Consider the following 13,408-nt stretch of genomic DNA (forward strand, 5'->3'; position numbering starts at 1 on the left):
CGCTCTCCACGCTCGTGAGAGACGCCGATGATGCGCCTTTTGTCGGACGAATTCAGTATTCAGTGGCAACGACCGGCGAAGCCGCTACGGGGTGGTCCCATCACGCCGCGGCCTCGATCGGCACGCTGGCGGCGTCGGCCAGCTGCGTCACCATCACCTGGTCGATGCGGTAGTTGTCGACGTCCATCACCTCGAAGCGGTGGTCATGCCAGGTCACGCAGTCGGTGCGCCGGGGCACGCGGCGCAGCATCACCATCAGGAAGCCGGCCAGTGTGTCGTACTGGCCGCGCTGCGGCAGCTCGGCCGGGTCCACGTCGAGCGCGCGCAGCACGTCGACGATGGGCGTGAGCCCGTCCATGAGCCAGGAGCCGTCGTCGCGGCGCACGATCTGCTCCTCGTCCCACGGCGACACCAGGCTGCCCATCACCGTGCTCATCACGTCGTTGAGGGTGATCACGCCCACCACCAGGCTGTATTCGTTGACGATGACGGCGAAGTCCTCGTGCGCCTGCCGGAACTGCGTGAGCATCTCCGACAGCGTGATGCGGTCGGGCACCAGCAGCACCTTCTGCAGCAGCCCCTTGGCCGCCTCGCCGCGCAGGCCGATCGGCTCCTGCTTCAGCACGCGGGCGAACAGGTCGGCCGCGTCCACGTAGCCCACCACCTGGTCGATGTGCTTGTCGCACACGAGGTAGGTCGAATGCGGCTGCGCCGCGATGCGCGCGCGGATCAGCTCCTCGTCGTCGTCCTGCAGCAGGTAGACGATGCGCTCGCGAGTGGTCATGGCGCTTTCGACGGTGCGGGTGTCGAGCTCGAACACGTTCTCGATGACCTGCTGCTCCTGCTGGTGCAGCACGCCGGCCTGGGTGCCGGCCTCGGCCATGGCCAGGATGTCGTCGGGCGTGATGCGGTCGTCGCGCTGCTCGGGCAGGCCGAACAGCTTGAACATCAGGCTGGCCAGCCCGTTGAACACCCACACCACCGGACTCAGCAGCGTCATCCACCAGCGCATCGGCCCCACCACGCGCACCGCGGCGCGTTCGGGCTCGGTCATGCCCAGCCGCTTCGGGAACAGGTCGGCAAACAGGATGAACAGCGACGTGATGGCCAGGAAAGAGGCCAGGAAGCCGACCGTCTCGGCCGTGCGCAGCTCCATCACGTATGACAGCACCGACACGAAATACGGCGTCAGCGCGCCTTCGCCGACGATGCCGCCGAGGATGGCCACCATGTTCTGGCCGATCTGCACCACGGTGAAGTAGTTGCCGGGCTGCTGCTGCACGTCGAGCACGCGCTCGGCCCGCACGTCGCCTTCGTCGGCCATCTGCCGCAGGCGCAGGCGGCGCGCCGCGGCCATCGAGATCTCGGCGATGGAAAGGAAGGCGCTGGTGGCGATGAGCGCGGCAATGGCGGCGAGGCTGCCGGAAAGTCCCATGGCGTGCGAGTGTAGACGCGCCGCTTTCGCGCGATCAGAGGACGCTCACCGCACCGATGGGGGTGCCGCTCTCCAGCCATTGCGCCCATTCGTCGGCCAGCCGCTCGCTTTCGTCCACCGCGCGCTGCCAGGCCTTCACGCGGCTGGCGAGGTCGGTGCCGTAGCGCTTGAAGTCGGCGCGGTCGGGCAGCTTGGCGTTGGGCAGCGTGGCCACCCATTCGGGCGCAGGCGCGAGCACCACCACGTTGTCGAGGAAGGGCGTGCTGCGATGGCGATGCTTGAGCATCTTGTCGAGCCAGCCGGGCACCACCTGCTTCTGGAAGTGGGGGTAGAGCACCAGGCCGCCGCCTTGCATCGAGCGGTAGTTCCAGTGCAGGTGGTAGTCGGTGATGCCGCCGTCCCAGTAGGCGCCGGGCGGCCCGCCCGGGATGTCGTGCACCGCCTTCAGCACGAAGGGAATGGAACACGAGGCCAGCAGTGACGGGCGGAAGTTCTGCGGCGTGAGCCTGACCTTGCGGTGGCGCAGGTCGTTCAGGTCCACCGGCATGTCCTCGCCGTGCGACGAGAACACCACCCGCTCCAGCCAGGCGCCCAGCCCTTTTCGGGTGAAGGCATTGGTGAGCGTGGCGCCCAGGTAGCCCAGCGGCGTGCGCAGCCGGCCCTCGCGGCCCAGCACGTGGCGCCCGCGCGAGGTGACGATGTGCAGCCGCAGGCGCGGATGTTCGATCAGGGCCTCGACCTGGCCGTCGAAGAACTGCAGCAGCTCACGTTCGAAGTCGCGGCTCACCTGTTCGGCGGTGGGCATCTTGCGGCCCGGCTCGAGCTCGTAGTCCTGGTGGATGTAGTCATGGGCGAGCCGCTCGAAGCCCGCCACCGGATCGGCCAGCGCGCCGGTGGCCATGCGCCAGGCGCCGATCGAGGCGCCCACCAAGTGCACGGTGTGGCCGGTGGGCGGCAGCCAGCGGCCGAACAGGTGGCGGTCGAGGTGGTTGAGCACCAGCCCCTTGGGGCCGCCGGCGGCCCCGGCGATGACACGGACGTCCTGCGGTCGCAGGCCTTGTTGTTCGATGCGGGCCCGCGCGCTGGGGCCGGCGTAGATGCGTAGCGCTTGCATGGCGCGAGATGTTAGGGCCTATGCTCGCGGCCTTTCGATTCGAACCTCGAGGAAGCCCCGCATGACCGGCACCACGACAAACACCCGCGGCCCCGCGCGGCGCGCCGCCTCGCTGCTGCCCGCCGCCGTCGGCCCGCTCGCCTGCCTGGCGATGTACGGGCTGGGCGCCGCCGGCGGCGTCGCGCCGATGCTCGCTTCGCTGCTGCTGGCCGGCCTGCTCTTCGGCGCCGTGCAGGCCGGCACCCGCTGGGCTGCGGCCTGCTTCGCGCTCGCCGGCGTGGTGCTGCTGGCCATGGCCGCCGGTGCGGTGCCGGGGTTCGGCCGCGTGCCGCTGGACGGTGCGGCAGGCGGTGCTTCGGTCAACGCCGCCAAGGCCGTCGCGGGGCTGGCGGCGGTGGCCATGTTCCCGTCGCACTGGGCATGGAACCGCCGCTGCACTTTCATCGCAGCCGCCTGCCTTGCAGGCGTGCCCCTGCTGGCGCTGTCGCTGGGCTTCGTGCGCTGGGCACCGGCTGCAATCGAAACCCTGCTCGCCTTCGCGCTGGCCAACCTGTTCACCGTGCTGGCCGAGGAATGGTTCTTCCGCCACTGGGTGCAGCGCCCGCTGATGCGCTGGGGCGCAGTCGTCTCGGTTGCCGTGAGTGCGCTGCTGTTCGGCCTGGCCCACCTGGGCGGCGGTACGACCTTCGCCGTGCTGGCCACGGTTGCCGGCCTCGCCTATGCCGGCGTCTGGCGGGCCAGTGGCGGCAGCCTGTGGGCGGCAGCCGCCCTGCACTGGGCGCTGAACCTGCTGCGCGTGACGTTTTTTGGATGAAGGGCGATTAGTTGAGCCCTGTCAGTAGTAACCCGTAGGTGCCACCCCCCGGAAGACAGCCATAAGGGCCAACCGTACAAAGCTGTCCCCAGGAGTATTAGAAATGGACCGTCGAACCTGCCTGCAAGCTGGCGCTGGCGCATTGTTTTCAGCGATGGGCGCGGCTGCGTTTGCCCAGGCCGGCTCCAAGGCGAAGGCGGGTGCCGCAGGCACCCATGCAGCGCTGCCGCTGCTGCGCATCTACATCCCCGGCGGCGCCGGCGGCGGCTGGGACCAGACCGGGCGTGCGCTCGGCGCCGCCATCCAGTCGGCCGGCCTCGCGCAGCAGGTGGAATACGAGAACAAGGGCGGCAAGGGCGGCACCATCGGCCTCACCGACTTCGTGGAGCGCTACAGCCACGACCCGGCAGCGCTGATGGTCGGCGGCATGGTCATGGTGGGCGCCATCGCGCTGAACCAGCCCAAGATCACCCTGGCCCAGGTCACGCCGATCGCCAGGCTCACCAGCGACTACATGGTGCTGGTGGTACCGGCCAGCTCGAAGCTGAAGGACGTCAAGGCACTGGTGGGCGCCATGCAGCAGGACCTCGGCTCCGTCACCTTCACCGGCGGCTCGATCGGCGGCGTGGACCACATGCTCGCCGGCATGATGGCCCGGCAGCTGCGCCTGGACGCCGGCGCCCTGAAGTACGAACCCACGAGCAGCGGAAAGGAAGCGATGGCGCTGCTGGCGAGCGGCAAGGCGCAGGTCGCGATCTCGAGCTACAGCGAGTTCAAGACCGACATCGACAACAAGACCCTCATCCCGCTGGCCACGTCGTCGCGCAAGTCGCTGTACGGCATTCCGTCGCTGGCGGAGCGCGGCGTCTCGACCGAACTGGCCAACTGGCGAGGCGTGTTCGGCCCGGGCCTGGTGAGCGAGGACCAGAAGGAAACGCTGCGCCGCATCGTCATCCGGGCCACCGAAACGCCGGCATGGCGCCAGTCGCTGCTCGACAACAGCTGGATCGGCGCCCTGCTCTATGGCAAGGAATTCGCCGACGCCCTCGAAATCGAGCAGGGCATCGCCAGCGCGGTGACGCTGATGCTCAAGCTCAAGAAGAGCTGAACCGGCGGGCGCGCAGCGCCCCGCCATGGCCGGGCTTCAGCCTGCCTTGATGACGCCGCAGGCGATGCGCGCGCCGGCATTGCCGGTGGGCTGCGTCTTGTAGTCGTCGGGGTTGGCATGGACGATGAGGCCCTTGCCGACCAGGTCGGTCGCGCCCGAGCCAATGGTCACGCCGGTGAGCTTGAAGGTCGCCTCGGCATAGCCGTTGGCATCGGCCTTCAGCCCGGGCATGTCGCCGGCATGGTGGTCGGCATGCTGGGGGCCGTGAGGCTTGCCCGTCGGGTTGAAGTGGCCGCCGGTGCTCATGCCGTCGCCGCTGGAGCAGTCGCCCTTCTCATGCGCGTGGAAGCCGTGTTCCTGGTTGGGCTTCAGGCCCGCCACCTTCACGCGCACCTGCACCCCGTCGGGCAGTTGCGTGAACCACGCGGTGCCCGAAGCGGTGTTGCCCGTGGTGGCCTGCAGCGTTGCCACGGCCGTGGGGCCGGAGGCCAGGGCGGCAGCAGGCTTGGCGGCGGCCACCTGCGGGGCACCGGACATGTCCGCGCAGGCCGTGGCCAGGGCGGACAGTGCGGTGACGGCAAGAACGCTGGCGTATCGCTTCATGCAGGAACTCCTTGGGTTGTGATTCGTTGGGCAGGTTCACACGACCTGCGGAGTTTCCGACGATCCGCAGGCGCCGTCACCACCCAGAACGCGGTAACGAAGCGGGTCGTTCAGCGCTTGGTCTGCAGCTTGGCAAACGCCGCGGCCATGGCGTTCTGCGAGGCAGGCTGGCTGGCCCCGCGGCCACCGCCACCGCCGAAGCGTTCATTGCGCGCCGCCGGCCGGAAGCTGTTGTCGCCTCGTTCGCCGCGAGGCGCCGGCGCGGCGTCGAGCTTCATCGTGAGGGAAATGCGCTTGCGGGCGAGGTCCACCTCCAGCACCTTCACCTTGACGATGTCGCCGGCCTTCACCACTTCGCGGGCGTCGTTGACGAACTTGTTCGACAGCTGGCTCACGTGCACCAGGCCGTCCTGGTGCACGCCCAGGTCGACGAAGGCGCCGAACTGGGCCACGTTGCTCACCGTGCCCTCGAGCACCATGCCTTCGGCCAGGTCCTTGATGTCCTCGACGCCGTCGTTGAAGCGCGCCACCTTGAAGTCCGGGCGCGGGTCGCGGCCGGGCTTCTCGAGTTCGGCCAGGATGTCCTTCACCGTGATGGCGCCGAACTTCTCGTCGGCAAAGGCCTCCGGCTTCAGCGAGCGGATCACGTCGCTGCGTCCCATCACTTCGGTAATGGGCTTGCCGGTGGCGGCGAGCATCTTCTCGACCACCGGGTAGGTCTCGGGGTGCACGCCCGACACGTCGAGCGGGTTGTCGCCGCCGCGAATGCGCAGGAAGCCGGCCGCCTGCTCGAAGGTCTTCTCGCCCAGGCCCGCCACTTCACGCAGCTGGCGGCGGTTCTTGAAGGCGCCATTGGCGTCGCGCCAGCGCACGATGCTGGCCGCCACCGCGGCGGACAGGCCCGACACGCGCGACAGCAGGGGCGCGGATGCGGTGTTCAGGTCCACCCCCACCGAGTTCACGCAGTCCTCGACCACGGCGTCCAGGCTGCGGGCCAGTTCGCTCTGGTTGACGTCATGCTGGTACTGGCCCACGCCGATGCTCTTGGGCTCGATCTTGACCAGCTCGGCCAGCGGGTCCTGCACCCGCCTCGCGATCGACACCGCGCCGCGCAGGCTCACGTCGAGCTCGGGCAGCTCCTTGCTCGCGTATTCCGAGGCCGAATACACCGAGGCGCCGGCTTCGCTCACCACCACCTTCTCGAGCGGCGTGCCCGGCGCCATCTGCTGGATACGCTTGATGAGGTCGGCCGCCAGCTTGTCGGTCTCGCGGCTGGCGGTGCCGTTGCCGATGGCGATGAGGTTGACGCCATGCGTGGCCGCCAGCCGGCCCAGCGTGTGGATGGAGCCTTCCCAGTCGCGCTTGGGCTCGTGCGGGTAGACAGTGGCGGTATCGACCACCTTGCCGGTGTCGTTGACCACCGCCACTTTCACGCCGGTGCGGATGCCCGGGTCCAGGCCCATCACCACCCGCTTGCCGGCGGGTGCGGCCAGCAGCAGGTCGCGCAGGTTCTCGGCGAACACCTTGATGGCCACCTTCTCGGCCTCCTCGCGCAGGCGGGCGAACAGGTCGCGCTCCAGGCTGAGGCTCAGCTTGACCTTCCAGGTCCAGGCGACGCACTTGCGGATGAGGTCGTCGGCCGGCCGCTTGCCATGGCTCCAGCCCAGGTGGCGTGCGATGCGCCCTTCGGCCAGCGACGGCTGCCCCGGCACCACCTCCTCGTCGAGCACCAGCTTGGCGTCCAGGAATTCGAGCGTGCGGCCGCGAAAGACGGCCAGCGCCCGGTGCGAGGGCACGCGGCTGATCGGCTCGTCGTAGTCGAAGTAGTCGCGGAACTTGGCGATGTCGGGGTTGTTCTCGTCCTTGCCGTCCATCAGCTTCGACTTGAACAGCCCCTCTTCCCACAGCCACTCGCGCAGCTTGCCCACCAGCGCGGCGTCCTCGGCCCAGCGCTCGGACAGGATGTCGCGCACGCCGTCGAGCACCGCGAACGCATCGGCAAAGCCCGCCTCGGCATTCACGAACCCGGCTGCCTCGGCCATCGGGTCGAGCGACGGGTCGGCGAACAGCTTGTCGGCCAGCGGCTCGATGCCCGCCTCGCGGGCGATCATGGCCTTGGTGCGGCGCTTGGGCTTGTAGGGCAGGTAGATGTCCTCGAGCTCCTGCTTGGTGGGCGCCGCTTCCACCGCGGCGCGCAGCTCGGGCGTGAGCTTGCCCTGCTCCTCGATGCTCTTGAGCACCGCAGCGCGGCGTTCCTCGAGCTCGCGCAGGTAGGTCAGGCGCGCTTCGAGCTCGCGCAGCTGGATGTCGTCCAGGCCGTCGGTGGCTTCCTTGCGGTAGCGCGCGATGAAGGGCACGGTGGCCCCGCCGTCCAGCAGGTCGACGGCGGCATTCACTTGGGCCGGCCGAACCTTCAGCTCGGCGGCAATTTGCAGCAGGATCTTTTCCAAAACTAGAGACGTCGGGTCGCAGGAAGCGGGCGAGTTTGCCATAGCGGGCGGGGCCGAAAACCGCAGGACGCCCCGGCCGGAACCGCAGTTTGTGAGCAGAGGTTCTCGCAAGCACCCCGGTGCCGCGCCGCCTGCGGTTGGCCCCGCCCCGGCGACCGTTGCGGGCGCCGGTTTCGCACTTCGTCGCCGCAGCCCGCGCCGGGCCCGAACATGCCCCTACGATGGCGCCCATGACGCAACCGACCGAGCCGCTCCTTCCCGCCCCGCCGCACCGGCGCGACCGGTCGCTGTGGCTCGGCTATGCAGGCCTGTGCCTGCTGGCCTGGGTGCTGTACGGGGTGGCCGGGACCGACTGGCAGCGCGGCGGGCTGCGCGCCTTCGACGCGCTGTACGAAGCCACCTGGAACCTGACGCCTGCCATGCTGCTGGGCACGCTGGTGCTGCCCTGGGTTCGCCGGCTGCAGCGCCTGGCGCCGCCCTGGCCGCTGCGCGCCGCCCTGCACGTGGCGGCCGCCTGTGTCTTCGCGCTGCTCTGGCATGCGCTGGACTTCGCCCTGTCGTGGTGGTTCTTCGGGCCCGACCACGCCTGGGCCACGCTGGCGCAGCAGCTGCTGTGGCGCAGTGCCTGGGCGGTGTTCGTGTACCTCGCGATCTACCTGGGCTTCAGCGGCGCCCTGCATGCGCGCCGTGCCCGTGATGCGGCGGTGAGCGCGGCACATGCCGAGTCGGCCCTGGTCCGCGCCGAGCTGGCCGTCATCAGCGGCAAGCTCAACCCGCACTTCCTGTTCAACACGCTCAACTCGATCCACTTCCTGATGCGCCGCGACACCCCCGCGGCCGAACAGGCGCTGCTCGGCTTCGCCCGCATGATGCGCTACCTGCTGGACAGCCGGCGTGGCGCCGCCGACCGCGTGCCGCTGCGCGAGGAGCTCGATTTCGTGCGCGACTACCTCGCGCTCGAGTCGTTGCGCCTGGGCTCGCGGCTGCAGGTGCAATGGTCTGTCGACGACGGCGCCCTGGACGACGAGATCCCGCCGCTCACGCTGCAGCCGCTGGTGGAAAACGCCATCGCCCACGGCATTGCGCCGCGGGTGGCAGGCGGCACGGTGCGCATCGAGGCGCGCCGGTCGGCGGGCGACGGCACGCTGTCGCTGCAGGTGGCCGACGACGGCGCGGGCTGCGACTGGCCGCCGCCCGCCTCGCGCCCCGGCGGCCGGGGCGTCGGCCTGCATTCGCTGATGCGCCGGTTCGAGATGGACTACGAAGGCCGGGCCCGGCTCGACGTGTCCACCGCCCCCGGGGCCGGCTTCCGGGTCCACATCGTGATTCCTCAACTCGAGCTCCACACATGAAGCGTTTTCGAACCCTCATCGCCGAGGACGAGCCGCTGGCCGCCGAAGGCCTGGCCGACTGGGTGCGCGAGCTGCCGCAGCTGGAGCTGGCAGCCGTGTGCGCCGACGGCGACAGCGCGCTGCGCACCATCCGCGAGCTGCAGCCCGAGCTCGTGCTGCTGGACATCCAGATGCCCGGACGCACCGGTCTGGAGGTGCTGCGCGCGCTGGCGGACGACGAATGTCAGCCCGCCGTGATCTTCACCACCGCCTACGACGAGCATGCCCTCACCGCGTTCGAGCTGCATGCGGTGGACTACCTGCTCAAGCCGTTTGCGCAGGAGCGCTTCAACGAAGCGGTCGGGCATGCGCTGTCGCGGCTGGCCGCCGGCGAGGGGGCGCCGCTGCTGCCGGCGCTCGAATCGGCCGCACGGCCCGACGACGACGAACCGCTGCTGCGCCTGCTGGTGCGCGACGGCCAGCGGATCGTGCCGCTGCTGGTGGAAGAGATCGAGTACCTGCGCTCTGACACGAAGTACACCGCCATCGCGAGCCGGGGCCGCAACTACCTGGTGCGCCTGCCGATCGCGAGCTTCGAGAAGCGGCTCGATGCGCGGCGCTTCCTGAAGGTGAACCGCTCCTGCCTCATCAACCTCGACTATGTCGAGGCCATGACGCCCGACGAAGGCTCGCAGTACGTGATCCGCCTGCGCGACGGCACCAGCGTCACCGCCAGCCGCGAGGTGTCGAAACAGCTGAGGTCGCAGATCCTATGAAACGACGCCCCTTCCTGCTCGCGCTCGCCCTGGCGGCGCCCCTGCTGCTGGCTCCGGCGAGCCAGGCCCAGACGAACACGGTACGTGCCATCTCGCCAGGCAGCTTCGATGCCATCGACATCTCGGGTTCCGCCGTCGTGAGGTTCGAGCAGGGCCCGCGCGACGAGGTGCTGTACGAGGGCGACGACACCACGCAGGACGCGCCCGAACTCGAGGTGCGCAACGGCACCCTCCTGCTGCACCAGGGCGGCGCCTGGAAGTTCTGGAACGCCCGCAAGCTGCACCTGCTGGTGAAGGCGCGGGCCCTCCGGCGGGTGAGCATTGCCGGCGCCGCGGACTTCCATGCCCCCACGCCGGTGAAGACCGACACGCTGGCGATCGACATCTCCGGCGCCGGCAGCGCCCGCTTCGACCAGCTCAAGGCCGACCAGCTCAACTTCACGGTCTCTGGCGCGGGCGACGGGCAGATGGCCGGCGCGGTGGGGACGGTGAACGTGCAGATTTCGGGCAAGAGCCGCTTCGCCGGCGGCCGGCTCGCGAGCGACCGTGCGCAGGTCACCATCAACGGCGTTGGCAGCGTGGAGGTGTGGGCCGCCTCGCAGCTCGACGTCTCGATCTCGGGTGTGGGCAGCGTGGACTACTGGGGCTCGCCGGTCGTCCGGCGCACGGTGGCCGGCCGCGGCGAAATCAACGAGCGGGGCAAGCGCTGAGCCGCTGCAGCACCCCGCGTGCGGCGACGCGGCCGCTGGCCACGCAGGCGGTCAGCAGGTAGCCGCCCGTGGGCGCTTCCCAGTCGAGCATCTCGCCGGCACAGAAGACGCCCGGCAGCGCCCGCAGCATCAAGGTCTCGTCCAGCGCCTCGAAGCTCACGCCGCCGGCGGTGCTGATGGCCTCGTCGATGGGCCGTGGCGCGACCAGCCGCAGCGGCAGGGCCTTGATGGCGGCCGCCAGCCGCGCCGGATCGTTGAAGACCTCGGCCGGCAGCACCTCCCTCAGCAGCGCCGCCTTCACGCCGTGCAGGCCGAGGCGGCTTTGCAGGTGGCTGGCCATGGAACGCGAGCCACGCGGATGGGCCACCTCCGCCAGCACCCGGGCCGGTTCATGGGCGGGCAGCAGGTCGAGGTGGATGGTGGCGCTGCCGGCGGCCGCGATCTCGTCGCGCAGCAGTGCCGAGACGGCATAGACGAGGCTGCCCTCGATGCCACCCTCGGTGACGACGAATTCGCCGGTGCGCTGGAAGCGGGTGCGGCCGTCGGCGCTCTCGAACGACAGCACCATCGGCTTCAGCGGTTCTCCCGCATGGCGGCTGCGGAAGTGTTCGCTCCAGCCCTGCGGCGGCCGGCCGGGTGCCGCGGCCGCGCCCTGCCCCACGTCGAACCCGCAGTTCGCCGGCTGCAGCGGCGCGATCACGACACCGCGTTCAGCCAGCAGCGGCACCCAGGCGCCGTCGGAGCCGAGCCTCGCCCAGCTGGCGCCGCCCAGGGCGAGCAGCACCGCATCGGCCTGCACTTGCGCCTCGCCGGTGGGGGTGGCGAAGCGCAGCGCCTGCCCCGACCCTGCTTCGGCAAAGCCGAGCCAGCGATGGCGCATGTGCAAGCGCACCCCGGCCTGGCGCAGCCGGTGCAGCCACGCCCGCAGCAACGGTGCCGCCTTCAGGTCGGTGGGGAAGACCCGGCCGGAGGTGCCGACGAAGGTGTCGATGCCCAGCCCCTTGGCCCAGTCGCGCAGCTCGTTCGCGCCGAAGCCGCGCAGCCACGGCTCGACCTGCGCACGGCGGTCGCCGTAGCGGCCGAGGAAGGGCTCGAAGTCTTCGGAATGGGTGAGGTTCAGGCCACCCTTGCCGGCCAGCAGGAACTTGCGGCCGACCGAGGGCATGGCGTCGTAGAGGTCGACCTGGGCGCCGCCTTCGGCCAGCACCTCGGCGGCCATCAGGCCTGAGGGGCCGCCGCCGACCACGGCGACCCTGACGGACTGCGAGGCGGGCAAGGGCCTACCCCGCCTTCAACCCCAGCTTCTCGAACAGTGCTTCGTCGCGCGCCACGTCGGGGTTGCCGGTGGTGAGCAGCTTCTCGCCATAGAAGATGGAGTTGGCGCCGGCGAGGAAGCACAAGGCCTGCACCGCCTCGCTCATTTCCTGGCGCCCGGCCGACAAGCGCACCCGGGCCTTCGGCATGGTGATGCGCGCCACCGCGATGGTGCGCACGAATTCGAGCGGGTCGAGCTGGTCGGTGCCGTGCAGCGGCGTGCCTTCGACCTGCACCAGCTCGTTGATCGGCACCGACTCGGGATACGGGTCCATGTTGGCCAGCTGCGCCACGAGCCCGGCGCGTTCGCGGCGGGACTCGCCCATGCCGACGATGCCGCCGCAGCACACCGACATGCCGGCTTCGCGCACGTTGGCCAGGGTGTCCAGGCGCTCCTGGTAGTCGCGGGTGGTGATGATGCGGCCGTAGGCTTCGGGCGCTGTGTCGAGGTTGTGGTTGTAGTAGTCGAGTCCGGCTTCGCGCAGCGTCTGCGCCTGCGGCTTGCTCAGCATGCCCAGCGTGCAGCAGGTCTCCAGGCCCAGCGCCTTCACTTCCTTCACCAGCACGGCGACCTTCTCGACGTCGCGGTCCTTCGGCTCGCGCCAGGCGGCCCCCATGCAGAAGCGCGTGGCGCCGGCGTTCACCGCCGCCTTGGCGGCATCGACCACCACCTGCACGTCCATCAGCTTGCCGGCCTCGACGCCGGTGTCGTAGTGCACCGACTGCGGGCAGTAGCCGCAATCCTCGGGGCAGCCGCCCGTCTTGATGGACAGCAGCGTGGAGCGCTGCACTTCGTTGGCGTCGAAGTATTCGCGGTGGGTCTGCTGCGCACGCCACAGCAGGTCGTTGAAGGGCAGCTCGAACAACGCTGCCACGGCATCCACCGGCCAGCGCTGCTGCTCTGCGGCGGCCGCGGCCACCGCCTGTGCACTGGCGCGGCGAACGAGTTGAATGGTGTGGTGCTGCTGGCTCATGAAGGGAGGTCTCTCGGACAACAAGCCGGGGTTTCTACCACAGCCCGGCCCCCTCCCCGGCCTTTCAGTAACCGGTGGCCCGGCTCCAGCGCTGCTGTGCCGCGAGGAAGGTGGACTCGCCCACTTCCTCGACTTCGATCCGGCTGCCGGCATTGAACTCGGACATCAGGTCGTTGCGGCCGCGAGCCATCGCACGCGGGTCGCGCCGGATGAGGGTGACGTCCAGCGCCGCCCGCAAGCCGATCAGGCCGCGCGGGGCGCCGGCGTCGAGCACGGTGTCGAGCTGGTTGGCCGTCTTGCGCAGCACCGGCGGCGGCAGCATGTCGAGTGCCTTGGTGCCGTGATGGCGCAGCGCGCCTTCGAGAAGGTCCAGGTGGCGCAGCACCTTGCGGGCGCGCGGGTGTCGCTCCAGCACCTCCACCAGCCCCAGCCGCCAGTCGGCCACCTCGGCCGGCTCGGCTTCCTTCGGTGGCACGGCCTCTGCCGCCGCTTCGGGTTGCGGCACCGCCTTTCGCACAGGCGGTGCGACGCCGGCGGCCAGCAGTCGGGCCGCGGTGTCGTCGGGGTGCTCGAACAGCACATGCAGATGCAGCCCGCGCCATTCGAAGCGCAGCCGCTTCTCACGCTGGCGGGCGAACCAGGCCGCCAGGCGGCCGAGCGGATGGGGGGAGCGACGGCCGGGGGGTGTGACTTTGCGCACTTCGAACTTCCAGCGAGCGTTTTCGGCTGGTTCATGCTGCCACAGGGCCCCCTGCGGCGGCCTGGAGAAAGAGCGTGCG

Annotated in this window: 12 protein-coding genes; 5 read left to right on the forward strand and 7 right to left on the reverse strand. The window is 70.0% G+C overall.

The features are described 5' to 3' along the window. Positions 1-100 precede the first annotated feature (100 nt). Positions 101-1,435, reverse strand: coding sequence for a polyamine export protein PaeA (gene paeA / locus E8D38_RS12270; RefSeq protein WP_140630305.1), 1,335 nt, complete (start codon positions 1,433-1,435; stop codon positions 101-103). Between the two features lie 34 nt (positions 1,436-1,469). Beyond that, complete coding sequence (locus tag E8D38_RS12275; RefSeq protein WP_140630308.1) at positions 1,470-2,549, reverse strand: patatin-like phospholipase domain-containing protein; 1,080 nt, start codon at positions 2,547-2,549, stop codon at positions 1,470-1,472. A gap of 61 nt (positions 2,550-2,610) precedes the next feature. Here E8D38_RS12275 and E8D38_RS12280 point away from each other — a divergent pair, with 61 nt between their 5' ends. Then, complete coding sequence (locus E8D38_RS12280; RefSeq protein ID WP_140630313.1) at positions 2,611-3,363, forward strand: CPBP family intramembrane glutamic endopeptidase; 753 nt, start codon at positions 2,611-2,613, stop codon at positions 3,361-3,363. Positions 3,364-3,466: 103 nt separating this feature from the next. Continuing rightward, positions 3,467-4,471, forward strand: coding sequence for a Bug family tripartite tricarboxylate transporter substrate binding protein (locus E8D38_RS12285; protein ID WP_140630318.1), 1,005 nt, complete (start codon positions 3,467-3,469; stop codon positions 4,469-4,471). A 36-nt stretch (positions 4,472-4,507) separates the two neighbouring features. Here the strand turns inward: E8D38_RS12285 and E8D38_RS12290 are convergent, their stop codons facing one another. Continuing rightward, complete coding sequence (locus E8D38_RS12290) at positions 4,508-5,008, reverse strand: superoxide dismutase family protein (protein ID WP_246099457.1); 501 nt, start codon at positions 5,006-5,008, stop codon at positions 4,508-4,510. Positions 5,009-5,184: 176 nt separating this feature from the next. Continuing rightward, positions 5,185-7,566: a Tex family protein gene (locus E8D38_RS12295; RefSeq protein ID WP_140630324.1), complete on the reverse strand. Its 2,382-nt coding sequence runs from the start codon at positions 7,564-7,566 to the stop codon at positions 5,185-5,187. 188 nt (positions 7,567-7,754) lie between these two features. Here E8D38_RS12295 and E8D38_RS12300 point away from each other — a divergent pair, with 188 nt between their 5' ends. Genes E8D38_RS12300 through E8D38_RS12310 form a run of 3 tightly spaced genes read left to right on the forward strand, consistent with a single transcriptional unit; the run spans position 7,755 to position 10,341 of the window. After that, on the forward strand, positions 7,755-8,876 hold the full coding sequence (locus E8D38_RS12300; RefSeq protein WP_181179093.1) for a sensor histidine kinase: 1,122 nt from the start codon (positions 7,755-7,757) through the stop codon (positions 8,874-8,876). Next, positions 8,873-9,631: a LytR/AlgR family response regulator transcription factor gene (locus E8D38_RS12305; protein ID WP_140630331.1), complete on the forward strand. Its 759-nt coding sequence runs from the start codon at positions 8,873-8,875 to the stop codon at positions 9,629-9,631. Before E8D38_RS12300 ends, E8D38_RS12305 begins: the two co-directional genes overlap by 4 nt. Beyond that, positions 9,628-10,341, forward strand: coding sequence for a head GIN domain-containing protein (locus E8D38_RS12310; protein ID WP_140630333.1), 714 nt, complete (start codon positions 9,628-9,630; stop codon positions 10,339-10,341). Before E8D38_RS12305 ends, E8D38_RS12310 begins: the two co-directional genes overlap by 4 nt. On the opposite strand, the gene E8D38_RS12315 is transcribed toward E8D38_RS12310, so the two are convergent. The 3 genes from E8D38_RS12315 to E8D38_RS12325 form a co-directional block, all read right to left on the reverse strand. Beyond that, positions 10,319-11,617, reverse strand: a complete 1,299-nt coding sequence (locus E8D38_RS12315) for a TIGR03862 family flavoprotein (RefSeq protein WP_281286108.1) — start codon at positions 11,615-11,617, stop codon at positions 10,319-10,321. The genes E8D38_RS12310 and E8D38_RS12315 overlap by 23 nt on opposite strands. A 4-nt stretch (positions 11,618-11,621) precedes the next feature. Beyond that, positions 11,622-12,629, reverse strand: coding sequence for a biotin synthase BioB (gene bioB / locus E8D38_RS12320; protein ID WP_140630338.1), 1,008 nt, complete (start codon positions 12,627-12,629; stop codon positions 11,622-11,624). Positions 12,630-12,693: 64 nt separating this feature from the next. Then, on the reverse strand, positions 12,694-13,329 hold the full coding sequence (locus E8D38_RS12325) for a hypothetical protein (protein ID WP_140630341.1): 636 nt from the start codon (positions 13,327-13,329) through the stop codon (positions 12,694-12,696). Positions 13,330-13,408 lie beyond the last annotated feature (79 nt).

The organism is Methylibium rhizosphaerae, assembly GCF_006386545.1.
In the GTDB taxonomy this organism is placed as follows: domain Bacteria; phylum Pseudomonadota; class Gammaproteobacteria; order Burkholderiales; family Burkholderiaceae_C; genus Pseudorivibacter; species Pseudorivibacter rhizosphaerae.